At 58.6% G+C, this 24,100-nt stretch carries 20 protein-coding genes; 12 read left to right on the top strand and 8 right to left on the bottom strand.

All coding sequences use genetic code 11. The annotated features are described in order from the left end of the window. Window positions 1-57: 57 nt before the first annotated feature. Window positions 58-942: a carbohydrate ABC transporter permease gene (locus tag ACW4DH_RS16700; RefSeq protein ID WP_459637537.1), complete on the top strand. Its 885-nt coding sequence runs from the start codon at window positions 58-60 to the stop codon at window positions 940-942. Continuing rightward, window positions 939-1,766: a carbohydrate ABC transporter permease gene (locus ACW4DH_RS16695; protein ID WP_459637536.1), complete on the top strand. Its 828-nt coding sequence runs from the start codon at window positions 939-941 to the stop codon at window positions 1,764-1,766. Before ACW4DH_RS16700 ends, ACW4DH_RS16695 begins: the two co-directional genes overlap by 4 nt. Window positions 1,767-2,256: 490 nt before the next feature. On the opposite strand, the gene ACW4DH_RS16690 is transcribed toward ACW4DH_RS16695, so the two are convergent. From ACW4DH_RS16690 to ACW4DH_RS16680, 3 genes are all read right to left on the bottom strand, one after another. Then, window positions 2,257-3,027 (bottom strand): SDR family NAD(P)-dependent oxidoreductase, encoded by a 771-nt coding sequence (locus ACW4DH_RS16690; RefSeq protein WP_459637535.1) that lies wholly within the window; start codon window positions 3,025-3,027, stop codon window positions 2,257-2,259. Continuing rightward, window positions 3,024-3,971 (bottom strand): 3-hydroxyacyl-CoA dehydrogenase, encoded by a 948-nt coding sequence (locus tag ACW4DH_RS16685; RefSeq protein WP_459637534.1) that lies wholly within the window; start codon window positions 3,969-3,971, stop codon window positions 3,024-3,026. Before ACW4DH_RS16685 ends, ACW4DH_RS16690 begins: the two co-directional genes overlap by 4 nt. 144 nt (window positions 3,972-4,115) lie before the next feature. Beyond that, window positions 4,116-5,132, bottom strand: a complete 1,017-nt coding sequence (locus ACW4DH_RS16680) for a LacI family DNA-binding transcriptional regulator (RefSeq protein WP_459637533.1) — start codon at window positions 5,130-5,132, stop codon at window positions 4,116-4,118. Window positions 5,133-5,962: 830 nt separating this feature from the next. Here ACW4DH_RS16680 and hisD point away from each other — a divergent pair. The 4 genes from hisD (at window position 5,963) to ACW4DH_RS16660 (ending at window position 10,476) form a co-directional block, all read left to right on the top strand. Beyond that, window positions 5,963-7,294: a histidinol dehydrogenase gene (gene hisD / locus ACW4DH_RS16675; protein ID WP_459637532.1), complete on the top strand. Its 1,332-nt coding sequence runs from the start codon at window positions 5,963-5,965 to the stop codon at window positions 7,292-7,294. Window positions 7,295-7,374: 80 nt separating this feature from the next. Continuing rightward, the gene (locus tag ACW4DH_RS16670) at window positions 7,375-8,463 is read left to right on the top strand and encodes a TRAP transporter substrate-binding protein (protein WP_459637531.1); all 1,089 of its coding nucleotides are present in this window, start codon (window positions 7,375-7,377) and stop codon (window positions 8,461-8,463) included. Next, window positions 8,463-9,125, top strand: a complete 663-nt coding sequence (locus ACW4DH_RS16665; RefSeq protein WP_459637530.1) for a TRAP transporter small permease subunit — start codon at window positions 8,463-8,465, stop codon at window positions 9,123-9,125. Before ACW4DH_RS16670 ends, ACW4DH_RS16665 begins: the two co-directional genes overlap by 1 nt. Further along, window positions 9,115-10,476 (top strand): TRAP transporter large permease, encoded by a 1,362-nt coding sequence (locus ACW4DH_RS16660; protein ID WP_459637529.1) that lies wholly within the window; start codon window positions 9,115-9,117, stop codon window positions 10,474-10,476. Before ACW4DH_RS16665 ends, ACW4DH_RS16660 begins: the two co-directional genes overlap by 11 nt. 108 nt (window positions 10,477-10,584) lie before the next feature. On the opposite strand, the gene ACW4DH_RS16655 is transcribed toward ACW4DH_RS16660, so the two are convergent. The 4 genes from ACW4DH_RS16655 to ACW4DH_RS16640 all read right to left on the bottom strand — a co-directional run bounded on the left by ACW4DH_RS16655 (window position 10,585) and on the right by ACW4DH_RS16640 (window position 15,454). Next, entirely contained in the window at window positions 10,585-11,775 is a 1,191-nt protein-coding gene (locus ACW4DH_RS16655) for an acetyl-CoA C-acyltransferase (protein WP_459637528.1), read from the bottom strand. A 13-nt stretch (window positions 11,776-11,788) separates the two neighbouring features. Then, window positions 11,789-12,556, bottom strand: coding sequence for a 3-hydroxyacyl-CoA dehydrogenase (locus tag ACW4DH_RS16650; RefSeq protein ID WP_459637527.1), 768 nt, complete (start codon window positions 12,554-12,556; stop codon window positions 11,789-11,791). Window positions 12,557-12,617: 61 nt separating this feature from the next. Then, window positions 12,618-14,237, bottom strand: a complete 1,620-nt coding sequence (locus ACW4DH_RS16645) for an AMP-binding protein (RefSeq protein ID WP_459637526.1) — start codon at window positions 14,235-14,237, stop codon at window positions 12,618-12,620. 194 nt (window positions 14,238-14,431) lie between these two features. After that, window positions 14,432-15,454: an AraC family transcriptional regulator gene (locus ACW4DH_RS16640; protein WP_459637525.1), complete on the bottom strand. Its 1,023-nt coding sequence runs from the start codon at window positions 15,452-15,454 to the stop codon at window positions 14,432-14,434. Window positions 15,455-15,772: 318 nt separating this feature from the next. On the opposite strand from ACW4DH_RS16640, the gene ACW4DH_RS16635 reads away from it, so the two are divergent. From ACW4DH_RS16635 to ACW4DH_RS16620, 4 genes are read left to right on the top strand one after another with little or no spacing between them, the layout of a single operon-like run. Further along, entirely contained in the window at window positions 15,773-17,002 is a 1,230-nt protein-coding gene (locus tag ACW4DH_RS16635; protein ID WP_459637524.1) for a thiamine pyrophosphate-dependent dehydrogenase E1 component subunit alpha, read from the top strand. Next, complete coding sequence (locus ACW4DH_RS16630) at window positions 16,995-17,972, top strand: alpha-ketoacid dehydrogenase subunit beta (RefSeq protein WP_459637523.1); 978 nt, start codon at window positions 16,995-16,997, stop codon at window positions 17,970-17,972. Before ACW4DH_RS16635 ends, ACW4DH_RS16630 begins: the two co-directional genes overlap by 8 nt. Before the next feature lie 12 nt (window positions 17,973-17,984). Beyond that, window positions 17,985-19,667 (top strand): dihydrolipoyllysine-residue acetyltransferase, encoded by a 1,683-nt coding sequence (locus ACW4DH_RS16625; RefSeq protein ID WP_459637522.1) that lies wholly within the window; start codon window positions 17,985-17,987, stop codon window positions 19,665-19,667. A 28-nt stretch (window positions 19,668-19,695) separates the two neighbouring features. Continuing rightward, window positions 19,696-21,561, top strand: coding sequence for a protein kinase domain-containing protein (locus ACW4DH_RS16620; protein WP_459637521.1), 1,866 nt, complete (start codon window positions 19,696-19,698; stop codon window positions 21,559-21,561). A gap of 49 nt (window positions 21,562-21,610) precedes the next feature. Here the strand turns inward: ACW4DH_RS16620 and ACW4DH_RS16615 are convergent, their stop codons facing one another. After that, complete coding sequence (locus tag ACW4DH_RS16615; RefSeq protein ID WP_459637520.1) at window positions 21,611-22,093, bottom strand: pyridoxamine 5'-phosphate oxidase family protein; 483 nt, start codon at window positions 22,091-22,093, stop codon at window positions 21,611-21,613. 233 nt (window positions 22,094-22,326) lie between these two features. On the opposite strand from ACW4DH_RS16615, the gene ACW4DH_RS16610 reads away from it, so the two are divergent. After that, on the top strand, window positions 22,327-22,824 hold the full coding sequence (locus ACW4DH_RS16610) for a TspO/MBR family protein (protein ID WP_459637519.1): 498 nt from the start codon (window positions 22,327-22,329) through the stop codon (window positions 22,822-22,824). 236 nt (window positions 22,825-23,060) lie between these two features. After that, window positions 23,061-24,095: a LacI family DNA-binding transcriptional regulator gene (locus tag ACW4DH_RS16605; protein ID WP_459637544.1), complete on the top strand. Its 1,035-nt coding sequence runs from the start codon at window positions 23,061-23,063 to the stop codon at window positions 24,093-24,095. The last annotated feature ends 5 nt before the right edge of the window (window positions 24,096-24,100 follow it).

Raw genomic sequence — 24,100 nt, 5'->3', positions numbered from 1 at the left:
GCTGAGTCGTTATCCGGCTCTACGTCAGCCTCGCATTGAGAACTGGAGAGATAGGCCATGTCCATGCCTTCCAATCGACGCAAGCAGTATCTTATCGCTTATAGCCTGATATCCCCTTTCATCATTACGTTTGGCCTTTTTTTTCTTTATCCGGCCATCAAGCTCGTTGAGCTGAGCTTTACTAACGCACCGCTAATTGGAGAAGGCGAATGGGTCGGGCTTGATAATTATATACATTTATTTTCTGATCGTTTATTCTTTACGTCATTATTTAACACCGGTTATTTTGTTATTCTCACTGTAGTACCTACTACCATATTAGCCTTGGTAATAGCCTTGATGGTTAGCCGTCTTTCCGGTCGTCTGCAAGCATTTGTTCTTGCCACATTCTTCCTTCCTTACATTCTTCCCGTTTCGGTGGTTACTCAGATATGGGATTGGATGCTGGATTTCCAGTTCGGTGTCTTACAGCCGGTTATCGAATTCTTCACTGGAAAGTCTGTTGCTGTATTCAAGCACCCGCATTGGGCCATGCCAATGGTTGCTGCAGCCACCATCTGGTGGACCAACGGCTTCAATGTACTGTTGTTCATTGCAGGCCTGCGCAATATACCGAATGACCTCTACGAGGCTGCAGCGCTAGATGGAGCCACGATGTGGCAGCGCTTTTGGCGTGTCACCTGGCCCCTGCTGTGGCCGGTAACGGCTCTTGTCCTAACGCTACAATTGATCTTGCAACTCAAGATATTTGACCAAGTCTATCTGCTGACCCAGGGTGGCCCGTTTAACTCATCCTATGTACTTCTGCTCCTTGTCTATCGGGAAGCCTTCCAGCTTAACCATGGTGGTTATGCCTCGGCGATCGCTCTCGTCCTGTTTGCCGTGATTGCTGTGGTTTCTGTTTTACAGTTCCAGTTGCTACGCGTTGGAGGTCGGAAATGAAGCTCGGTTCGAAGCTAGAGAATAGTGCGTTAACAGTAGTTACGCTGGCTGCGGCGGCATTATGGGTGTTTCCGCTGTATTGGGCCTTCATTACTTCTATACGCACCGAGGAAAGCGTAGTTTCCGACCCGAGCCTGCTGCCGGATGAGTTCAATATTGCTTCTTATGTTGATGCCTTGTTAAATACTAGCATGCTGACATGGTATCTGAATTCAATAGTGACAGCCGTTGTTACCACTGTTGTCGTGATTTTGTTTGGAATGATGTGCGCCTATGCCATTTCGCAAACTAGATTTCCTGGCCGCAAACTGCTCTATGGAGTCGTGCTGGCAAGCTTCATGGTACCCTCACAAGCACTTGTGGTTTCTCAATTCATCTTGATGAACGATCTTGATCTGGTCAATACATGGGCAGGCATTATCCTGCCACAACTGATAGTCCCCGTAGTTATTATTGTTTACAAACAGTTTTTCGATTCCGTTCCCAAAGAGATGCGTGAAGCAGCGCTGCTTGATGGAAGCGGGGAGTACACGATTCTTTTCAAAATTTACCTGCCACTTAACTGGGGGATCACATCAGCTCTTTCCATTATAACTTTCATAATGACCTGGAATGCTTTTTTCTGGCCGTTCCTTGTGACCACTTCAGAGTCGATGATGACTATCCCCGTGGGTATTACCCAAGTCAATGATATGTTTGGTGTGGCGTATGCCCGTGTCATGGCTGTTGCGCTTCTAGCCGCAATGCCGGTGGTTGTGGCCTACTTGATATTCCAGAGAAAGGTAACGCAGGCAATCATGATTTCTTCCGGTGTAAAAGGCTAGCGGGGCCTTGCCTGAAAACTTAGCTAATAACTTTTACCTGAAATATAGCTCCTGCTAGCCTTCTGCGTCAGGCATACAGGGCTGCCATGGCAGGGCATAGGGGATTTCCGATTAGGACCGGGCATTGAGAGGATATCGTTTCGCCTGACACGTCCGGTGGTCGTAGGCTCTTCGGCGAGATGCCGACACGCTCGAGTATGTCCTGTCACGGCTGCAACCGCAGCTGAGAGGGGAAGTTTATATAGATGGTCAGCCATCTTCTAGCCGAGGCGACCTGACAAACAGAACTCATTTGTATCTGATGCTAATGGGGCTGCCTTGAGTCGCCGCCATCAGTTTTCGACAGAAGGCTTGCCTGCCACTCGATAACTGCTCTCATGCGTTTCGCGGGGATCCCTACTAACTTGGTCGAGACTAGCGCCCTCGCCCTGCCCCAGCGTATTCTTTTCATAGACCATCCCAAGAATATACCGACATGTCTGAAGAATCGTTAGTGAATCGTCCAGCCACCATCCACTAGCAGTGAGGTTCCAGTTATCATAGAGGATGCCGGTGAGGCCAAAAAAAGCACAGCTGCTGCTATATCCCCTACCTCGCCGAGCCGGGGTAATAGAATCTTTCCCTCAACGTAAGCTCGAAAATCCTTTTGATTCAGACCGGCCTTAGTCATAGGCGTTTCGACAAAAGTCGGTGCTACAGCATTAACTCTTATTCTGTACCCAGCCAATTCATAAGCCATAGCTTTTGTCAGCCCCTCGATCGCGAACTTGGATGCGCAATAGACACTGCGATCCTTCAAGGCTCGATGCCCTGCTTGAGAAGACATGTTAATAATGGAGCCCTCGCCCCCTTGTGTAACCATCTTCTGCGCAACTGCCTGAGCAGCGAAAAAAGCGGCCCGTACGTTCAAATTCATCACAGTATCGAACGTCGCCGGGTCTACTTCTAAGAAAGGCTGAGGCTTATTTGTCCCGGCATTATTAACGAATACATCAACCGGTGAGAGACTGTTAAGCGCTTCGGCGAAGGCATCGATATCCGTGACATCCAGCGCCAGAATTGTGGCTTTTCCGCCCAAGGAGTGGAGATGCTCAGCGACGTTCTCAAGATCGGCCCTGCCACGGCCAACGAGGGTTACCATAGCCCCGGCACTAGCTAACGCCTCGGCACAGCCAGCACCAAGGCCTCGTGATGCTCCGGTCACCAGAGCATGGCGCCCCTCTAGTCGAAAGCTTTCCAACACATTATTGGCGGCCATCATTTATCCTCCTCTCTCGGTACCACTTGATTGCGATGCGCGACTAACGCCATGAGCCGTTTGTCTCGCCAGCTTCGCCGCTCTGCTAAAGAAGAATACGGCAATGCCCCGCGTCGTTCGGCTTCCACAGCCTTAATCAGGCTAGTTCGCCACGGCTCCTGGTCGGTACGGGAAAGGGCAATAGAATGGTAAAGTGGGCCTAAACGCTCCGCATAGTCTGCAATGCCTCCCGGAGCGTTTAGGTCAATCGTCTCGAATGGCCCCATAAATGACCACCGTAACCCAAGCCCATCACGTACGGTTTTATCGATATCCTCGATACTAGCGTAACCTTCCTCATATAGTGCCCAAGCCTCCCGCAGTAGCACGCCTTGTAGGCGATTCAGAATAAAACCCTCGATCTCTCGCTGCACAAGTACGGCTGACTGACCAACCGCCTCCATTAACTGCCGTGCTGTCTCGACAGCTTCAGGCGCTGTCCAAGGCGTTGGCACCAATTCGACTACCGGTATCAGATAGGGTGGATTCACGGGATGCACCACTAGAAACTGCTCACGCCGTGATACATCAGATGTAAAAGCTGAGGCGGGAATACCCGACGTGGAGCTACCAACCACTGCACCAGGGGCCAGATAATCAGCGATCGAGGCACTGATGCGTTTTTTTATATCAGCCCGTTCAAGAACAGACTCCTGCACGTAAGATGCACCTTCGACTGCCTCGCCAAGACTTTCGCAAATCTGGATCCGTTCTAGAATGGTAGCTGGGTCGTCCACTAAGCCATGAGCGGCTAACTCCTTGAGCTGCGCTGCTAGCGTATCGCGCAGCGCCTGCCGGAGGCCTTGGTCATCGTCAAAGACGCGCACAGCACGCCCAGCACGCGCGAACACAATGATCCACCCAGAACCGACAAGCCCGGCCCCGACAATAGCGATATGCCCTTGCATCGGATACCTCCTTAATTAACCATCTTTTTCTTTTGATGCGCTCTCCGAGATGAAAACATCCGGCCGCTTTTCATCAGCATGCAAACTATGCATTAAACTCCGCAGCCACGTTCTTTACCTTTATTCCTGCTTACCCCTCACTTACTACCTTTTGGTCGTGCGGCGTTTCACTAAATGGCCTGCGATACATCTAATGAGAGGTGGCCGCACCCCGCCGGCAATAATTTCCTGTGCTAACTCAACAGTAACTGAAACCATCTCTTTTACAGGCTGATGGTAAGTAGTCAGTGAATAGGAATGCCAACTAGCCATCGCGATATCATCAAACCCCACCACCGCAATGTCTTCCGGCACTCGCAATTTGAGGCTCGTAATGGCGTCGAGTGCTCCTAGCGCCAGTATGTCGTTAGCGCAAAAGACAGCATCCGGACGCTCATCTCCGGATAGTAACCGTAGGGTGGCGGTATAACCCGCATCATGGGAGAACAGCCCGGCTTCCTCTTTCACTGGTGTGCTGTGCCCTCTCTCCCGACAGCGTTCAAGGAAGCCTTTCCAGCGATCCTGACTGGTGGTAGCACCCGGTAGGCCGGCAACGAAAGCCAGCTTCTGATGTCCAGTTTCGATTAGATAATCCGCGACTTCGCGCCCGCCGAGGCGGTTATCGCAAATAACAGTGAAGGCGTTGCTATCGGGCACGTAACGATTAAAGAAAACTAAATGCGTTCCCTTCGCTGTTGCCTGTACCGCCACTTGGGACGATACGGTTGCGGCCATGACCACCACTAGGTCTGGCTGATAGCGAAGCGCGAGAGGAATCGCCTCATCTGCCCCATTTTCGCCATTACCCGTGAATAACATGACATTAAGCCCAATCTTCTGCAGTGCTTCAGTCAGACCTGTAAGCACTTCAGGATAAAAAGGATTGGTAATATCGGAAACTATGATTCCGGCAATTTTCGTGCGCTGCGTAATTAAGCTCTGGGCATAGGGATTTGGCTGATAGCCAAGCTCCTTGGCGCGCTGCAGCACGCGTTGGCGTGTTTTATTTCCGATAGCCGAGTTTGGAGAAAAAGCACGGGAAATAGTAGAAACGGATACCCCTAATTCCTCGGCAAGGCGTTTGGCTACCACCTTTTCTTTTATACTCGGCTTGGGTTGCATGGAGAGATTCCTATTTGCCGATCTACGGCTGGCACATGGTCACGAGGAGATTACACCTTCGTCTACCGCTCAGACGCTAATAGGGCTAGGCCAGCTCCACAGTGTATAGGGCGGTTACGACGGACAAAGCAACTGTCCACGTTTTTTGAAAGACGCTCCCTTATTACCATAGTCTGACTCAGCGCATGCCCCTTATCCTGCAACTATTTATATGCTTACTACGCTCTGTCTGAAAAATTTCTTCGCTCACTCATACAGCGTTAAAAATCAGCTCGGGCGCGAGTCCGATCAAAATGCTCATTTACACTACGTAAACTCTGCTTTATCGCTGATTTCTGCCTTGCCTGAGCATCGCTCGCCAATTTTCAGACAGAACTTAAGATTAATCGGATGTAGTTTTTACATTTCTGCAATCGTTTGCATAAACTGGACTTCCATCCGCTTGCTGTCATTTGTACTTTAGTATGAGTTAAATGCCATGTAGTGACAGAGCAAGCCCTGTTTAAGGAATGACTAATTTATATCAGGTGCTGGATAACGGTTCCCCGCCCAACCTACTGATTAAACTTTAGCCTTACATTCCAGAAGAGCTTAATAATAGCTTTACAAATTACTGCCCAAAAAATAATCATAAAAACAATAGATTAAAATACCTTCTCTACTATTTTCATTTTCCATTCATCTATGCTGATAAGCAATGTTACGTTCTTTTATGCAATGACCTTCTTGACCTGTTGCTCCTTCTGCTCAATGTTGTGCAAACGATTGCACTAGAATTGCATATTGCATATGGCCAAGCTTATTGGCTTGCACGACGTGGAGACGGAGAGATGGCTAAATATCTGAAGCGCGGACTTGAACAGGCCGAAGTCGCGGAGGCCGATGCTAAAGTCCGAGGCATTGTCGAGGGAATACTGCAAGATGTTGAGGCCCGGGGTGACTCAGCAGTGCGGGAGCTTTCAGAGAAGTTCGACAAGTGGTCTCCCGAGACCTTCCGTTTATCCGAGCAGGATATCGCCGATGCCATGAGCCGCGTCAGCAAGCAAGACTTGGAAGACATTAAGTTCGCTCAAGAACAGGTTCGCAGCTTTGCTCAGAAGCAGAAAGAGTGTCTTCGTGATTTGGAAGTGGAGACAATGCCTGGTGTTATTCTTGGCCACAAGAACATCCCCATGAATTCGGTCGGCTGTTACATCCCAGGCGGTAAGTACCCCATGGTGGCCTCTGCCCACATGAGCGTTGCGACTGCCAAGGTAGCCGGCGTTAAACGCATCGTGGCTGCCGCTCCACCCCATGAGGGAGCGCCACATCCCGCTATCGTAGCCGCCATGCACCTAGGGGGAGCCGATGAAATTCTAGTACTGGGGGGTGTTCAAGCCGTCGCGGCCATGGCACTCGGGACTGAAAGCATCGCACCGGTCGATATGCTCGTTGGCCCCGGCAACATGTTTGTCGCAGAAGCCAAGCGTCAACTGTTCGGACGGGTTGGTATTGATCTGTTTGCAGGCCCGACCGAAACATTGGTGATTGCCGATGATAGTGTCGATGGAGAGATCTGTGCCATTGATCTTCTAGGGCAAGCAGAACATGGCCCGACCTCACCGGCAGTGCTTCTGACCACTTCCGAAAGCCTCGCCAACGACACTTTAAAAGAAATCGAACGCCAGCTTGAAATCTTGCCCACCGCCGAAACTGCACGGAAGTCTTGGCAAGATTACGGAGAGGTTATTGTCTGTCGTGATGAGGAAGAAATGCTAGCCGAGGCCGAGCGCTTGGCTTTTGAGCATGTCCAGGTAATGACCCATAATCCTGATTACTTCCTTGATAACATGGTCAACTATGGCGCTCTTTTTCTCGGCCCGAGAACGAACGTCGCCTTCGGCGACAAGGTCATAGGAACGAACCACACTCTACCCACCAAGCGTGCGGCACGCTACACCGGCGGTCTCTGGGTCGGAAAGTTCATCAAGACACACACCTACCAGCGGATCGTGACAGACGACGCTTCGGCATTGATAGGCGAATATGGTTCACGCCTATGCATGCTGGAAGGCTTTGCCGGCCATGCTGAACAAGCCAATATTCGCGTGCGCCGCTACGGTGGGCATGATATAGCCCCGTACACTGCAGCCAGTGTAACAAAGAAGTCTGATTCCAAATAAAAACCAACGGTAAATGAAAGCCACCATTCATTAAATAGTTTCCGCTGCCCTAAAGGCAGGATAAAAACAAGGAACTAAACATGCCAAGTCATCTTCATACTCATACCCTACTCAACGCTAGCATCGGTGCAGTCCTCGCTGCTGCGCTGAGCGTTCCGGCCCTCGCTGAGGGGCCTAAACAACTCAATGTAGCGAGCACCTTCTCGACCCAAAATTTTCTGGGCCAGGGGGCTGTGCATCTATCCAAGGAGCTTGAGGCAGCCACCGGTGGTGAAGTATCCCTGCGCGTTCATGAGCCAGGGGATCTGGTTCCGCCCTTTGAGGTATTTAATGCGGTATCTTCCGGTGCTATCGAGGCTGGCTGGGCCTGGCCCGGATATTGGGCCGGCACGGTTCCCATTACTAACCTTTACGGGGGATTGCCATTCGGACCTTCTCCCGAAGCCTTCATGTCATGGATATGGGCTGGCGAAGGCACCGAGCTTCTTCAGAAAGCCTACGACCCCTACGGGGTTAAAGTGCTGCCGTGCTTCATCTCACCACAGGAAACGGGCGGCTGGTATAACAAGGAAATCAATACGCCAGAGGACTTCCAAGGTTTGTCGATGCGCATCTCCGGTCTCGGCGCCAAGGTGCTCAACAAACTGGGCGCTTCCACTCAATTGGTTCCCGGCAATGAAATTTACCTCGCACTGGAGCGGGGCCGTGTTGATGCTATCGAATTCTCGGCGCCTATTGTGGATTCCGCCATGGGTTTCGAAGAGATAGCGCAATACTATTATTTCCCAGGCTGGCACCAAGGGGCTAACTGGAACAACCTGCTCATTAACAAGGACGTATGGGATCAGTACAGCGACAAGCGCAAGGCCCAGTTCGAGACCGCCTGCCGTGCCAATGTACAGTGGGCATTATCGGTAGGTCCCCCCGAGCAGACGCGTGTCATTCGCCAGTTCAAGGAGAAAGGCGTCCAGGTGAAGCGCTTCCCCGATGAAGTTATCAATGCATTACAGAATGCCTGGGTCGAAGTCCGTCAAGAAGAGATGAAAAACGCTCCAGCTTTCGCTGAAGCCTACAAGTCGCTAATGGACCACACCGCACTGATCGATGAGTGGTATGAGTTGCAAGCCATGCCCGCACCCAAGCCGGTTCAGGGTGAAGGAGACAACTGATGCCGCATGCCCGCCTTGCGCCCTGGCGTGAGCAGGGTGCGGCAGTGTGTACCACCCTGGGCCGACCACTGGTCGGACTGGGGCTGGTAGTCGGCCGCATTACCAGTTGGCTGGTAATGCTGGTGATGCTGGCCGTTCTCACTACCGTCACGCTCAACGCCCTAGGCATCAACGAAATCACCCGTTGGCAAAACGATATCCTGCTGTTCGGCAATGCCCTGACTATCAATAGCATGACCGAGCTGCAGTGGCATATGTTCGGCATTCTCACCTTATTCGGTGGCACCTATGCCCTACACCACGACACCCATGTACGTGTCGACTTGGTCTATCAGAAACTATCCCCGCGCGGCCGGGCGATCATCGATATCCTCGGTCATCTGCTAATGTTGATTCCGTTCTGTCTGCTAATCGCCTGGCTGTCCCAACATTTCGTGGCTATGGCGTACAAATCTGGAGAAGGCTCCAATTATGGAGGCCTGACAGACCGATACTTGATCAAGGCGATGTTGCCTATTGGCCTGGTCTTTCTGGCGTTGGGCGCACTAGGTCAGGTATTCAACAACCTGGCGGGGCTGTTCGACCCTCGGCACCTGACACCGTCAACGACGCTGACACAAGCGGCGGAATCGATAGACAAGGAGCCGCCGCATGTCAGTTGAATTCTTCAGTGAATACGCTCTGGCCATCGCCATGGTCGTGGCGCTGCTGGCGGGTATCTTCACCGGGTATCCGGTGGCTTTCCTGCTCGGTGGACTAGGTATTGCCTTTGCCTTTATCGGCGGTATTCCTATTCCCTTTCTGGGTACGGTCGGCTCGCGCATCTTTGGCGGAGTCATCGAGAACTGGCTGATGATTGCGATTCCGCTGTTCGTATTCATGGGCCTGATGCTCGAACGCTCGGGCGTGGCCCGGCGCCTGCTGCTGACCCTGCAGCGGCTGTTCGGACGCACCCCCGGTGGCTTGGCGATCTCGGTAGCGATTCTCGGCGTGGTGATGGCGGCGAGTACCGGCATCATCGGCGCCTCGGTAGTCATGCTGGGTCTTCTGGCGCTGCCGGTAATGATGAAACAGGGTTACCGCGCCGAGATGGCCTGCGGGGTGATTGCCGCCTCAGGCACGTTGGGTATCTTGATTCCACCCTCGATCATGCTGGTGCTAATGGGGTCGATTCTGCAGGTCTCGGTGGGAGGCTTATTCAAAGCTGCGCTGTTGCCCGGGCTGCTGCTGGGCGTGCTCTATATCGCCTATCTCCTGATCACCGCGTGGCTCAGGCCCGATTGGGCCCCCCCGGCCGATCCCAATGCTGTTGATGCCGACACCACACCGCTACCCTTGGCACTACTGCGCGATCTGCTGGGCCCGGTGGTACTGATTACCGCAGTGCTGGGCTCGATCATGGCGGGCATCGCCACCCCCACCGAGGCCGCCGCCATCGGCGCCGCAGGTAGTCTACTGCTGGCTCTGGCGATGCGCAGCTTGGATTTTGCCACTCTGCGCGACGCGGTACGCGAGACCTCGCGCACCTCGGCGATGATCCTGTTCGTAGTGATCGGTGCGACTTGCTTCTCGGTGGTGTTCAAGCGCCTGGGCGGCGATTACATGATCGAGGAGATGATCACCGGCACCGGCCTGGGCCCTTATGGGTTGTTGTTGTTGATCATGGCGCTGATCTTCGTGCTGGGCTTCTTTCTCGAATGGATCGAGATCAGCTTCGTGGTGCTGCCGCTGGTCGCTCCGGTGGTCGAGCTGCTCGATTTCGGTTACGGCCTGTCGGGACAGGCGCTGTTGATCTGGTTCGCCATTCTGGTGGCGATCAACTTGCAGACCAGCTTCCTGACGCCACCGTTCGGTTACGCGCTGTTCTATCTCAAGGGCATCACCGAGGGCAAGATCGGCATCGGTACCATCTACCGCTCGATCATCCCCTTCGTATTGCTGCAGATTACCGGCCTGGCGTTATGCATTCTCTTCCCCGGACTAGTGTTGTGGCTGCCCGGGCTGATGCCGTGAGAGTGTGGAATGACCAAGCATGTGCTTTCCTGCCGGCAGTGGCGAACGCGCCCTCGCCGGCCAGGTGCTGCGTTTATGCGGTAGATGAACCGACATCTTTCGCAGCGGTCAATGCAGGCTTTCGACCGCCATGGCCGTCGCTTCGCCGCCGCCGATGCAGATCGCGGCGATACCCCGGCGCAGCCCGTGCGTACGCAGGGCATTGAGTAGCGTCACCAGAATCCGAGCGCCAGAGGCCCCGATGGGGTGGCCGAGCGCACACGCCCCACCGTGGATGTTGACTTTGTCGTGGGGGAGATCGAGCTCCTGCATGGTCACCATGCTGACCACGGCAAAGGCTTCGTTGATCTCGTACAGATCGACCTCCGCCAATGACCAGCCGGTCTTGTCCGCCAACTGCCGGATGGCGCCGATCGGCGCCGTCGGATACAGGTTCGGTGCATCGGCGAAGGCGGCATGGCCATGGACGATGGCCAGCGGTGTCAGGCCGCGCCGCTCGGCCTGGGAGCGGCGCATCATCACCAGCGCCGCGGCCCCGTCGGAGATGGAGCTGGCATTGGCCGCCGTGACGCTGCCGCCCTCGCGAAAGGCGGGACGGAGTCCGGGTATCTTGTCCAGCCGCGCCTTGGGGGGCTGTTCGTCGTGTTCTACGGTCTGCTCCTGCTTGCCGACTCGAGCGGTGACCGGCACGATCTCGGTCGCGAAGGTGCCGTCACTGATAGCCTGCTGGGCCCGGGTCAGCGAGGCGATGGCGAAGGCATCCTGGGCTTCACGGCTCAGGCCGTAAGTCTCGGCGCAATCCTCGGCGAAGGTGCCCATCAAACGTCCCGTGTCGTAGGCATCCTCGAGCCCGTCGAGGAACATGTGATCGACCACCCGGCCATGGCCCATGCGGTAGCCGCTGCGCGCCCTCTCAAGCAGGTAGGGGGCATTGGACATGCTCTCCATGCCGCCGGCCACGGCCACCTCGCGGCTGCCGGCCAGCAAGGTGTCGTGGGCCAAGATGGCGGCCTGCATACCCGAACCGCACATCTTGTTGAGCGTGGTACATAGCGTCGATTTCTCCAGCCCGGCTCCCAGCGCCGCCTGGCGCGCCGGCGCCTGCCCCAGCCCGGCGGACAGCACGCAGCCGAACAGCACCTCCTCGACCGCCTGAGGTGCCAGGCCGCTGCGCTCGAGTGCCGCACGAATGGCCGCTGCGCCCAACTGGGGGGCCGTCAGTCCCTGCAACTCGCCCAGAAAACCGCCCATCGGGGTGCGGGCGGCACCGACGATCACGACGGGATCCGATGTGGTCATAAATGCCTCCAGACTATTTGGCTGCCATCCGCAAGGCGCCGTCGAGACGGATCACCTCGCCATTGAGCATGGGATTCTCGATGATGTGGCGCACCAGCGCCGCGTACTCCCCGGGGCGGCCCAGGCGCGAGGGAAACGGCACGTTCGCGCATAGCGCATCGTGCGCCTCCTGCGGCAGGCCCTCCATCATCGGGGTCTCGAAGATGCCGGGGGCGACGGTCATCACACGGATGCCGTAGCGGGCCAGATCCCGGGCCGCCGGCAACGTCAGACTGGCGATGGCCCCCTTGGACGCCGCGTAGGCGGTCTGCCCCATCTGCCCATCGTAGGCCGCGATCGAGGCGGTATTGATGATGACGCCACGCTCGCCCTCGCCATCCGGTGCGTTGTCCGCCATGGCCTGTGCCGCCAGGCGCAGCATGTTGAAGCTGCCAATCAGATTGACGTTGACGGTTCGCGCAAAGCTGTCCAACCCATGCGGCCCCTTCCTGCCCAGCACCTTCTCGGCATTGAGCACGCCGGCGCAATTGGCGAGCCCATGCACGCCGCCAAACGTGCGCAGCGTGGCCTGGACTGCCGCTTCGACGTCGTCCTCACGGCTGACATCGGCGATGGCAAAACTCGCGTTCCGCCCCAGTTCCGCGGCCCGCGCCTCGAGTCTCTCGGCGTTGACATCGACCAGCATGACCGAGCCCCCCGCCTCGACCAGCATCCGGGCAGTGGCTGCGCCAAGCCCCGATCCCGCACCGGTAACGATGAAGACATGATCCTGAATATGCATGCACACCTCGCGACTGTTTCGATCCTGACAGGCCATTTCGCCATGCCAGCCATCCTTCGAATTATTGCTGCCGCAGAATGAAACGCTGCACCTTGCCACTGGGCGTCTTCGGCAATTCCTCGACGAACTCGATCTCGCGGGGATAGGCATGCGCCGCGAGGCGCTGGCGCACGTGCTGTTGCAGCGTCTCGACCAGCGTGTCTTCGGGCCGGTATTGTGCGCCCAGCACCACGAATGCCTTGATCCTCTCGGTGCGCTGAGGGTCGGGCTTGCCGACCACCGCGACATCGGCGACGGCGGGATGCTCCAGCAAGGCACTTTCGACATCGAAGGGCCCGACTCGGTAGCCCGAGGTGGTGATCACGTCGTCGCTACGTCCGATGAAGCTGATGCTGCCATCCTCGTTCCACTCGACGGTATCGCCGCTCAGGTAGTAATGCTCGACGAAAGCGGAGGTCGGCATGTCCTGATAGCCCCCGAACCAGCACATCGGCGACTGCGCGCGATCGACGGCCAGGATTCCCGGCTGTCCGGCCCCCTGCTCGCGATAGTTCTCGTCAAGCACCGCGATGCGATGCCCGGGGACTGGAAATCCCGCCGAACCCGGGCGCACGGTATGTTCCAGCGCATGATGGTTGCACACCACCATGCCAAGTTCAGTCTGGCCATAATGGTCGTGAATGGTCACCCCGAGCCGCTCGGCAAACCAGCGGATCACCTCGGGATTCAATGGCTCCCCGGCGCTGCTGACCGCTCTCAACTGTCCGCGCAGGGCTTTCTCGACCTCGTCACTCGCCGCCATTAGCAGGCGATAGGCCGTGGGCGACCCCGCCAGATTGGTGATGCCATACTTGCGAACCACCCGGCAGGTGCTCTCCACCGTGAAAGGTCCATTGTAGAAGGTCGTCGGGTGGCCCATCGCCAACGGGCCGGTCACGGCGTAATACAAGCCATATGCCCAGCCCGGATCGGCAAAATTCCAGAAGGCATCCTCCTCGCGCAAGCCGACGGCATCGCGCATGTAACCGACAAAGGCGACGATGGCCTTGAGCGGCACCTGCAACGGCTTGGCGGGTCCTGTCGTACCGGAAGTGAACATCAGCAGGAACGGATCCTCGCCGCTGCGCATTATCGGCTCGAATCGATCCGGCTGACGCTCCAGCTCGCTCCAGAAGCTGAAATCATCGCGCCGGATTCCCCGCCCCTTGTCGCCACCGACGGTGACGACGCTCGGCACGTCGGCGATCTCTTCCAGCTTGTGCCGGTTGGCCCCATCGGTCACCACCAGGCGGGTCTTGCCGATGCTCAGACGATGTTCGATCGCCTTGGGGCCGAAGGCGGTGAACAACGGCTGATAGACCGCGCCCAGACGCCAGGTACCGAGAATCGTCACCAGCAGTTCGGGAATGCGCGGCAACAGCCCCGCCACACGGTCCCCCGGCTGGACGCCCTGGGCATGGAGAAAGTTGGCGAACCGGGCAGCCTGCTGCTGAAGCTGGGCAAAGGTATGCATTTCGCTAGTGCCGTCCGCGCCTTCCCAGAACAGCCCCACCCGTCCCGGCAGCGCATGTCGGTCACAGCATTCGACGCAGGCATTCATGGCGGACAGATTGCCGGCCAAGACGCTATTGGCCACGGTCGAATAATCGAATTCGGCGGTGGCTTGGGTATGACTGCGCATGATCGATGTCTCCCCCACGGAATGTAAATACGAGTTGTTGTTAGGCTTACCGATGGGTCTTGAGCCGGCGCATGGTCACGGCGCTCGGAAATGTTTGCGCCGCGGGCGCAGGCCTCGACAATGTTCGCCTGATCGCTCTGACGTGAACAATGGCCTAACCCTTCAAGCTGTGTGAGCGTTTTTGCCATGGTCGATCATGACGCCTGCTCTGCGTCGCCGAGAAGCAGATCGCGATAATGCCCAGGATTGGATCCCGTCCAGCGCTGGAAGGCTCGGTAAAACGAACTGGCATCGGCGAACCCCAACTGACTGGCGATCTCCTCGACGCGCAGCGAGGATTCCGCCAGCAGGGCCATCGCCAGGTCCTTGCGCACGCTATCCTTGAGGGCCTGATAGGTTCGCCCTGAACGCTTCAGTCGCCGCCTGAGTGTCGAAGCCGACATGTGCAACTCCTGAGCCAGCCTCTCCACATGTGGCCAGGCATAGGCCGGCCGCTGACGCAGAGACGCCTTGATACGGCTCGCCAGGCTGTCGGGATCGCGGTACCTGACCAGAATGTTCTCCGGGGCTCTGGCGAGAAAGCGAGCAACTTCCGCTCGTGTGCGTTGTATGGGTAGATCGAGGTGACTGGCGGCAAAGATGATCCGTGTGACGGGGCGGGAAAAGCGCAGATTGTCGCTGAACATTACCCGGTAGTCGTGACTGTATGTCGGCAAGTCGCTGCGCAACTCCACGGCCAACAGCGGAATCCGTCGCCCCACCAGCCAGCAGGCGATGCCATGCAGGATCATCCAGTAAGTGAAATACGTGAACGGCCGCAACGGCGGTCCCGTTTCGCCCAGGCTGATTTCCGCCAGATTCGTATGCCGCCTCAGGGTGGCCGGCACGCCGTCGAGCATCAGCGAGAGAAAGCTTAGATGATGCCGTAGAGCGTCTTCGAGTTTCGTATACGCAAGCGATGCGCGGCACATGAACGCAAAGCTCCCCGTCGTCAAAGGCCGGGAATTCATGCCAAAGAATTCATCACCCAACTGTACGGCGATCGCCCGCCATAGTCGGGCGTACTGGTGTGCAGGCACGCGCCCCTCGGGTTGCTCAAGCAGCGTGGCATCGATTCCCGCTTGCCTCAGCAGGGCCTGCCGATCCGCCCCTCGGCGGACGGGCGCCAACAACGCCTCATGGACCAGCAATACCGAGATGGTGCCTTTATCCGTCACGATGATCCTCTTCGACATGGGCCGGGTACAGAGTACTCGGCGCTTACCGCTCGCACCGACACGACGCAAGCGTCTCTCTTGAAGCCAATACCGCCCCGAACGCCCCCGTCAATGGCAGCATACGCCGCGGCGCAGCGTATGCTGACGCAGCACGGCATAGACCATAGTCCCAGACGTGGTTGCCATGCTGGCACTTCCTCGCCGCAAGGCTTACGTTAACGTAAAGGTATGCCAGGTATCGTCACGACGCGCCTGGTATGGAATCCGCGCCTTCACGAGAGGCGCGTCTCTCCTCCGCCGTCACCCAGGAAGAGGATCATGACAACAACAATGTCGCCCAATACGTCAGCCATTCACGTCCATACCCCTACCTTCATGAATGGGGAAGACATTCATATTCCCGTGTTCACCCTGCTCAAGCAGGACGGCACGCTGCATGAGGGCGGCATGCCGCCTTCGCTCGACCGGGACAAGGCGCTGCGCATCTATCGCGCCATGCTGTTCACCCGTGTACTCGACGAACGCATGATGGCGGCGCAACGCCAGGGGCGCCTGAGCTTCTACATGCAGTGCACAGGCGAGGAAGCCTCGGTGATCGGCGCCACCGCCGCCCTCGACGATGCCGACATGATCATGGCGCAGTATCGTGAACAGGGCGCGCTGGCCTATCGCGGCTTCACCACCGACGAATTCATGAACCAGCTTTTCGGCAATGCACTGGACTATGGTCAGGGGCGCCAGATGCCGGTGCACTACGGCTCGCGTGAACTGCATTACATGACGATTTCCTCGCCGCTGGCCACGCAGATTCCTCAGGCCGCAGGCTATGCCTACGGCCAGAAGCTCGATGGCGATGGCCACTGCACCCTCACGCTGTTCGGCGAGGGGGCCGCCTCGGAAGGCGACTTCCATGCCGCGCTCAACATGGCTTCGGTGCTCAAGGTGCCGGTAATCTTTCTGTGCCGCAACAACGGCTATGCCATCTCCACCCCGGCGGTGGAACAGTTCGCCGGCGACGGCATCGCCCCGCGCGCCTTCGGTTACGGCATGCAGACGATTCGCGTCGACGGCAACGATATTCTCGCCGTCTACGAGGCCACGCGGGCAGCGCGCCAGCTGGCGGTTGAACACCACCAACCGGTGCTGATCGAGGCGATGACCTATCGCCTTGCCGCGCACTCCTCTTCGGACGACCCGTCCGGCTATCGCAGCAAGAAGGAGGAGGAAGCCTGGCGCGAGAAAGACCCGCTCATGCGCATGAAGCGCTGGCTGCTCGATCTGGGGTGGTGGAGCGAAGAGGAAGAGAAGCCCTTGCAGGACAGCCTGCGTCGCGAAGTGCTCGAGACCATGAAGCGTGCCGAGAAGCGTCCTCCGCCCGAGCTCGACACGCTGGTCAGCGACGTGTTCGACGAGGTCACCCCCCAGCTCGCCGAACAGTTGGCCAGCCTCAAGGCGCATATCCGCAAGTATCCCGAGGCATATCCGCATAGCGCACGCCAGGCAGACGCCGAACCGGCAAAGCGTGTGGGAGGTGCGGCGCATGACTAGCATGAACATGCTGCAGGCGATCAACAATGCGCTGGACATCGCCATGGCCAGCGACGCGCGCATGGTCTGTTTCGGCGAGGACGTGGGCATCTTCGGCGGCGTGTTCCGCGCCACCAGCCATCTGCAGGAGAAATACGGCCGGCAGCGCTGCTTCAACACGCCGCTGGTGGAACAGGGCATCATCGGCTTCGCCAACGGCCTGGCGGCCCAGGGCGCGACGGCGGTGGCCGAGATCCAGTTCGCCGACTACATCTTTCCGGCCTTCGACCAGATCGTCAACGAGTCGGCCAAGTTCCGTTACCGCTCCGGCAACCTGTTCAATGTCGGCGGATTGACGATTCGCACTCCCTACGGCGGCGGCATCTCCGGCGGGCTCTATCATTCCCAGTCCCCCGAGGCTTACTTTGCCCACACGCCGGGCCTGAAGATCGTGGTGCCGCGCAATCCCCATCAGGCCAAGGGCCTGCTGCTCGCCGCGATCCGCGATCGCAACCCGGTGCTGTTCCTCGAGCCCAAACGGCTGTATCGCGCCTCGGTGGGCGACGTTCCCGACGAGGACTACGAACTGCCGCTGGGCCAGGCCGACGTCATCAAGCAAGGCACCGATATCACCCTGCTCGCCTGGGGTGCGCAGATGGAGCCGTTGAAGGACGCCGCCGAGAAAGCCGAGCAGACCGGGATCTCCTGCGAGCTGATCGATCTGCGCACCATCGCACCGTGGGACGTGACCACCGTTTGCGACTCGGTACTCAAGACCGGTCGGCTGGTGATCTCCCACGAGGCGCCGCTGACCGGCGGCTTCGCCGCCGAGATCGCGGCCACCGTCCAGGAACGCTGCTTCCTCTATCTGGAGTCGCCCATCGCGCGGGTCACCGGGCTGGATACGCCGTTCCCCCTCGCGCTGGAGAAAGAATACCTGCCCGATCACCTCAAGATCTTCGAGGCGATCCAACGCAGCATCGACTTCTAGAGGAATGGCGTGATGAGCGAATTTATCCTACCCGACATCGGCGAAGGCATCGTCGAATGCGAGCTGGTCAAATGGCTGATTCAGGAAGGCGACCTCATCGAGGAGGACCAACCTGTAGTGGAAGTGATGACCGACAAGGCGCTGGTGGAGATTACCGCGCCGTACCAGGGACGCATCACCCAGCTCTACTACCAGGAGGGCGAGACGGCACGGGTACATACGCCGCTGTTTGCCTTCACCCCGGAGGACGACTCGGCCGGCACGCCAGACCGCGACAAGCCCCGCGCCGACAAGCCCGAGGCCGGCGAGACGCCGGCGGCACGCGACGAGACGACGCTCGACGCCGAAGTGCCGGGACGCCCGCCGGCCAGCGCATCGCCAGAGGCCGACACGCCGGCTTCAGACTCCGTGCCGAGCCCCGATGCCGACACCGACGAGGCGACCGAGGATTTCCTGCTGCCCGACATCGGCGAAGGCATCGTCGAGTGCGAGGTGGTGACCTGGCATGTGACCGAGGGCGAGCCTTTTGAAGAGGACCAGCCGGTCGTCGACGTGATGACCGACAAGGCACTGGTGGAGATCACCGCACCCAAGGCGGGACGGATGACCCGGCATCATTGCCAGGCGAAGCAGCACGCCCGGGTGCATGCCCCGCTGTTCGCCTTCGTGCCGCGCGATCGGCAAGCCTCTCCCGCACCGAGCGCATCGGCAGCGCCGTCGAGCCCCGAGCAGGTCAGCATCGAGCCGACCGCTGCCGCCGACTCCGCCCACACCGCGCCGTCCCCCCCTTCGGCCCGTCGACGTGTCCCGGCCAGCCCGGCGGTACGGCGGCTGGTACGCGAGCATGGTTTGCGCCTCGAGGACATTCCCGGCTCCGGCAAGCATGGGCGCGTGTTGAAGGAGGACGTGCTGGCCTTTCAAAAGACTCCTGCCCCGGCTGCCACCTCCTCCGAGCAGGTCCCGCCGACACCGGCCACGCCGCCAGAGGACGGCGTCAAGATCGAAGCGCTACGCGGCGTGCGGGCGGTAATGGCCAAGCGCATGGCGACGGCCGCTGCGACGATTCCGCATTTCGCCTATGGCGACGAGATCGACGTCACCGAACTGCTGGCTCTGCGTGAGACCCTCAAGCCTCAGGCCGAGGCACAGGGCACCCGGCTGACATTGATGCCCTTGATCATGAAAGCCATGGCGCTGGCGATCCAGGCTTACCCGATTCTCAATAGCCGCTTCGAGGCACACGCCAGCGAAATCCATTATCAGCCGCACTGCAACATCGGCATGGCAGTAGATAGCCGCGCGGGATTGATGGTGCCCAACATCAAGCGGGTGGAAACCTTGAGCCTGCGGGAGATTGCCGCCGAGGTCGAGCGCCTGACCCAGGCCGCTCGCGAAGGTCGTGTCGAACAGAAGGATCTTCAGGATGGCACCATCAGCATCTCCAACATCGGCGCGCTGGGCGGCACCTATGCCGCGCCGATCATCAATCCACCGGAAGTGGCGATCGTCGCGCTGGGCAAGATCCAGCGGCTGCCACGCTTCGCCGACGACGGGACGGTGGTGGCGCGCTCGATCATGACCATTACCTGGTCCGGCGACCACCGCATCCTCGACGGCGGCAGCATGGCGCGCTTCTGCAACCTGTGGAAGGGCTATCTGCAGGCGCCGCAGACGATGCTGCTCGAGATGCGCTGAGGGCCACGGGCGGGGTGGATGCGATCCAATGACACACGATGGCCTGCAACAGTTCTATATTCCCGAGGAGCAGTCGGTCTATCTGCTCAGCCATACCGATGCCCGCAAGCTCAAGGAGTGGGTGGCATTATGCAAGGCCCAGCTCGTGCAACTGGGCTATCGGGACATCGAGCTGATCGGCAAGGGCGCCTACGGTTTCGTATTCGCCGGCGTCACCGCCCATCAGGCCCACTATGTGTTCAAGTTCACGCGTCTCACCCTGCCCCAGCAGTTTCATGAGCGCCTCGAGGAGGAGGCGTTCATGCTCGAGCAGGTCGACCACCCCCAGGTGCCCAAGCTGATCGCCTACCAGCAGGTGCGCCGCCAGTCGATCCTGGTCATGGAGCGCGCGCCGGGCATCAATCTCGAGGAGTATTCGCTGCGTCACGGCCGTCTTCCGCCGCGCCTGGTGATCAGGATCGCCGCACAGCTGGCAGACATCCTGCGTAGTCTGCGCCAAGGCGCGGGGCCCTCCGGCAAGCCCATCGTGCATGGCGACATCAAGCCCTCCAATCTGGTTTTCGATCCGCGTACCGAGCGGATCGCGCTGATCGACTGGGGCTCGTCGGTGTTCGCCCAGCTCGACGCCAACCTGCAGTTTCTCGCCAGCAACGTGATGGAACTGATGTCGGACAACCTGCAGCAGACCAACGCCCGCCTGGGCGACGTCTATTTCATCGGCGAGGAGCAGTTGAACGGTGGACTCTCCTCGCCGCGCTTCGATGAGCAGGGTACGGCAGCCACGCTATACGCACTGGCCTCGGCGCAGTCCTGCCGTTTCGGCCATCGCGCCATCCCCGCGGTGTCGCTGGGGTTACCGCGGGAATTCGCCCGCCTGCTCGACGCCCTGCTCGATACCGACCCGGCGGTGAGAATGCGCGCCGGCGATTATTTTCTGGCACATATGGCGCGTATCGCACGTACCGTGATGCTCGACTTGCCCACGCCCCCCGAAGCAGCGCGGGTACCGGTCTGGGTACGGCCTAGCCGACGTGAAATCGATACCGTGGTCTATAGTTCGCGCAAGTCGTTCCTGCGTGAGGAGAGCCGCGAGGATGCGCTCAGCGAAGTCAACGACGTCCAGTTGGACCGCTATTACCGAAACTTCATGCAGGGCATGGGCGAGACCGAGAAGGCGTTTCTCGCCGCCGTCAGCCGGCTGGGCAAGTATCCGGTGGTCGGCGGCCTGGCGGTGCGCTGGGAGAAGGACGGCGTCTATATCGACACGACGCTCAACCTGCACGATGCCAGCCGCAAGGGCGCCTTCGTCGCCGCGGTCAACAACATGGTCCAGTTGGCCCGCGCCATCTATCGTCAGGGTATCTTCAAGGCTTGCCTGTTCAATGCCCGCGATACTCTACATATCGACCGCGCCACCCCCGACCGGCCGTTCAAGCTCGAACCGGGCATGAGCCTGCCCTACGAAGTCAGTGCTGTTCCCGATCTGGAAGACACCAGTCGCGTCCACTCCTATTTCGAGGATGGGCCGGACCCGGAAGAATATCTGGTCCTGCCGCAGGCGATCATGGATACGCTGATCGAGCTCAATGCCATTCATCACACCGGTATGATCATCTTCGAGGCCCTGCCCACTCATCTCAAGATTCACAGCTACTACCGCCTACTCGACCCCGCACGGGAAGCGGAATTTCGCGCGTATCTGGACACCCTGCTCGCCGCGGTACCGCAGATCAACGGCCTGGGCATCTCCGGCTTCATGAAGATGCCCTACAAGGACACCAAATTCTTCAACCACGTCGAGTGCCTGCCGGAACACTACTATCCGCGCAACCCACGTAGCGTGATAAGGCAAGGGCAAGCCGCCGACGCAAGGCAGCCCGCCAGAGATAACTGACGGGTCGTAAGAAATAATCCGATGACAGACGTGTGCAGATTAACCGCGATCAGCCGAACTTCTCGTTCTCGCCCATGTCGGGCTGCCCCTTGGTGAGGTTGGCCTTGGCGATTTCGTAGAGCTGGTAGGTCTTGCTCTCCTTGGCTCTCCAGTGCTCGCCAAACTCGACGCGAATCTCCAGCAGCGCAACGTCAGGATCATCTTTGCCCTCGGGGAACCAAGCGGCCACAAACGGATTCCAGTACTTGTCGATCAGCTCGCGATCATTGCTCAGTCCGGCCCTGCCGGTCAGCGAGACGTAGACGCCCTCTTCCTGGTCCGAAAAGCTGATGCTGACGGCCTGCTCCTGCTGGGCCTCGAAGGTCTTCTCCGCGCTACGTCGGGTATAGAACCACAAGGTGCCGTCGTAGGCGTCCTGAACGAGATGCATCGGCCGCGCACGCGGGACGCCGTCATCCAGCGTCACCAACATACCGACCTTGATATCCTCGATCATCTTCCAGATTTTCTGCTTGTGTTCGGGACTCGACATGAAAGGCCACCTCCTTTGCCTTTGGATAGTTTTAAACGCGCTCGCCCCTGAAGGCGATTCCGTGCGTACAGTACCGAGCCTAGTCCCGACAATGGTGTCGAGCAAACGGCACGGACAATGAGCAGCGCTATCACCGCGGATCAAACGCAGCCGGTCTGCGAGCATATGGTATGGTCTGGTAAACCTCTTGATGACGCATGCTGGGCATGGCATCTCAAACATAAGGAAATTTCATGAGTGAATTTTCCACTCGCCATCAGGCAATAGGCCTCGTCGTCTGGCTGGCGATCTGTTTCGTTGCTGCGGCGATCGGCGCCGTAGCCTCCATTGACGCCGCCGCGTTCTATGCAAGGCTCGAACAACCCGGCTGGGCTCCCCCGGCGGCGGCCTTCGGCCCGATATGGACCACACTGTATGCCTTGATGGCCGTCGCCGCCTGGTGGGTGTGGCGAATCGGCGGTTTTCGCAACGCGCGCGAGGCGCTGACGCTGTTTTTGGTCCAGTTGGCCGTCAACGCCCTATGGAGCTGGCTGTTCTTCGTCTGGCATCTCGGAGCGCTGTCGTTCGCCTGTGTCGTCGTGTTATGGGCCATGATCGTGATCACCTTGGTCGCCTTCTGGCGACTGCGCCGCCTCGCCGGTTTGCTGATGCTGCCTTACCTGCTATGGGTCGGCGTGGCCATGGCACTGACCTATTCGGTGTGGCATGCCAACCCGCAACTGCTCGGCTGAAGCGCACCGTCAGCCGGCTTGCCGGCGCCTGACCTGTACGCAAGAAGCCTGCCACACTCGCCGGGCCAGGCACCGCTGAGGCAGATAGATGCCGACGGGTCGGAATCGATGAGCCTGTTCATGTCCAAGGGTTTAACGCACAATTTCTTTGCCTTGCTCGACTTTCGATGCATTGCCTATAGGCCGGACGGACACTAGCCTGGGAACGGTTTCATACCCCTCTATCATCGACGGAAATTGCCTTGTCTTCAGCACCGGCTACATCACGCAGCACCATTATCGAGGTCGCCCGCGATGCCGGTGTCTCCAAGACCAGCGTGTCGCGCTACCTCGGTGGCGAGCGCCATTTACTGTCCCCCGCCATGCAAGCGTCTATTGCCACCTCGATCCATCGTTTGGATTATCGCCCCAACCAGATGGCACGCGGGCTCAAGGGCGGGCGTTCGAAGCTCATCGGCATGCTGGTGGCCGACATTCGCAATCCATTCTCAGTCGACGTGCTGCATGGCGTCGAGCAGGCCTGCCGGGCGCGGGGTTTTTCACTGCTCGTGTGCAACACCGACAACGACCCAGCTCAGGAGCGAGACCACCTAGCCTTGCTGGCGTCGTATCAGGTAGAAGGCTTGGTCATTAACGCCGCCGGACGCCCCAGTGCCGAACTCAAGACGTTAGCCACCCAGGGCATGCCCATCGTCCTGCTCGACCGTAGCCTGAGCGACTTCGAGGCGGACGTCATCGGGCTCGACAACATGGGAGCCATCGATATGGCAGTCGACCATCTGCTTGCCCAAGGTTACGGCGAGTTGCTCTATGTCAGTGAGCCACCCCAGGCGGCAAGCTCGCGCCAGGTACGCCTGGAACGCTTTCGCCAGCGTCTGCGCGAAGCCGATCTGAACGAGAATACGCTGTGCCTGGAGATGCAGCTCGACAACCCGCCGCTGCGCGAGGCGCTGGAAGATTTCCTCGCCGGCCCCCAAAAAGTGCCGCGTGCGGTTCTCTGCGCCAACGGCAACGTCACGCTGGCGGTTACCCATGCGTTGCAGAAACTCGAGATTCGCCTCGGTGAAACCGGCCTGATGGGCATCGACGAGCTCGACTGGTGTGCACTGGCCGGCCCGGGCATCACCACCCTGGCCCAGCCCACCGATGCGATCGGACGCACCGCGGCCGACACTCTGATGTATCGGCTGGAAAACAAGGGCCGCAATGAGCCTCCCAAGCGTACCGAGTATGCCGGCCTGCTGATTCCTCGCGGCTCGACACACCGTTGATTCTT

The organism is Halomonas sp. WWR20 (assembly GCF_054602495.1).
Note: the sequence above shows the minus strand (reverse complement) of the source record. Positions and strands in the feature narration are given on the sequence as shown.

Excerpts from the sequence above, each read along its gene's own strand:
- ACW4DH_RS16700 (WP_459637537.1), top strand. The coding sequence starts at position 58 with ATGTCCATGCCTTCCAATCGACGCAAGCAGTATCTTATCGCTTATAGC.
- ACW4DH_RS16695 (WP_459637536.1), top strand. The coding sequence starts at position 939 with ATGAAGCTCGGTTCGAAGCTAGAGAATAGTGCGTTAACAGTAGTTACG.
- ACW4DH_RS16690 (WP_459637535.1), bottom strand. The coding sequence starts at position 3,027 with ATGATGGCCGCCAATAATGTGTTGGAAAGCTTTCGACTAGAGGGGCGC.
- ACW4DH_RS16685 (WP_459637534.1), bottom strand. The coding sequence starts at position 3,971 with ATGCAAGGGCATATCGCTATTGTCGGGGCCGGGCTTGTCGGTTCTGGG.
- ACW4DH_RS16680 (WP_459637533.1), bottom strand. The coding sequence starts at position 5,132 with ATGCAACCCAAGCCGAGTATAAAAGAAAAGGTGGTAGCCAAACGCCTT.
- hisD (WP_459637532.1), top strand. The coding sequence starts at position 5,963 with ATGGCTAAATATCTGAAGCGCGGACTTGAACAGGCCGAAGTCGCGGAG.
- ACW4DH_RS16670 (WP_459637531.1), top strand. The coding sequence starts at position 7,375 with ATGCCAAGTCATCTTCATACTCATACCCTACTCAACGCTAGCATCGGT.
- ACW4DH_RS16665 (WP_459637530.1), top strand. The coding sequence starts at position 8,463 with ATGCCGCATGCCCGCCTTGCGCCCTGGCGTGAGCAGGGTGCGGCAGTG.
- ACW4DH_RS16660 (WP_459637529.1), top strand. The coding sequence starts at position 9,115 with ATGTCAGTTGAATTCTTCAGTGAATACGCTCTGGCCATCGCCATGGTC.
- ACW4DH_RS16655 (WP_459637528.1), bottom strand. The coding sequence starts at position 11,775 with ATGACCACATCGGATCCCGTCGTGATCGTCGGTGCCGCCCGCACCCCG.
- ACW4DH_RS16650 (WP_459637527.1), bottom strand. The coding sequence starts at position 12,556 with ATGCATATTCAGGATCATGTCTTCATCGTTACCGGTGCGGGATCGGGG.
- ACW4DH_RS16645 (WP_459637526.1), bottom strand. The coding sequence starts at position 14,237 with ATGCGCAGTCATACCCAAGCCACCGCCGAATTCGATTATTCGACCGTG.
- ACW4DH_RS16635 (WP_459637524.1), top strand. The coding sequence starts at position 15,773 with ATGACAACAACAATGTCGCCCAATACGTCAGCCATTCACGTCCATACC.
- ACW4DH_RS16630 (WP_459637523.1), top strand. The coding sequence starts at position 16,995 with ATGACTAGCATGAACATGCTGCAGGCGATCAACAATGCGCTGGACATC.
- ACW4DH_RS16625 (WP_459637522.1), top strand. The coding sequence starts at position 17,985 with ATGAGCGAATTTATCCTACCCGACATCGGCGAAGGCATCGTCGAATGC.
- ACW4DH_RS16620 (WP_459637521.1), top strand. The coding sequence starts at position 19,696 with ATGACACACGATGGCCTGCAACAGTTCTATATTCCCGAGGAGCAGTCG.
- ACW4DH_RS16615 (WP_459637520.1), bottom strand. The coding sequence starts at position 22,093 with ATGTCGAGTCCCGAACACAAGCAGAAAATCTGGAAGATGATCGAGGAT.
- ACW4DH_RS16610 (WP_459637519.1), top strand. The coding sequence starts at position 22,327 with ATGAGTGAATTTTCCACTCGCCATCAGGCAATAGGCCTCGTCGTCTGG.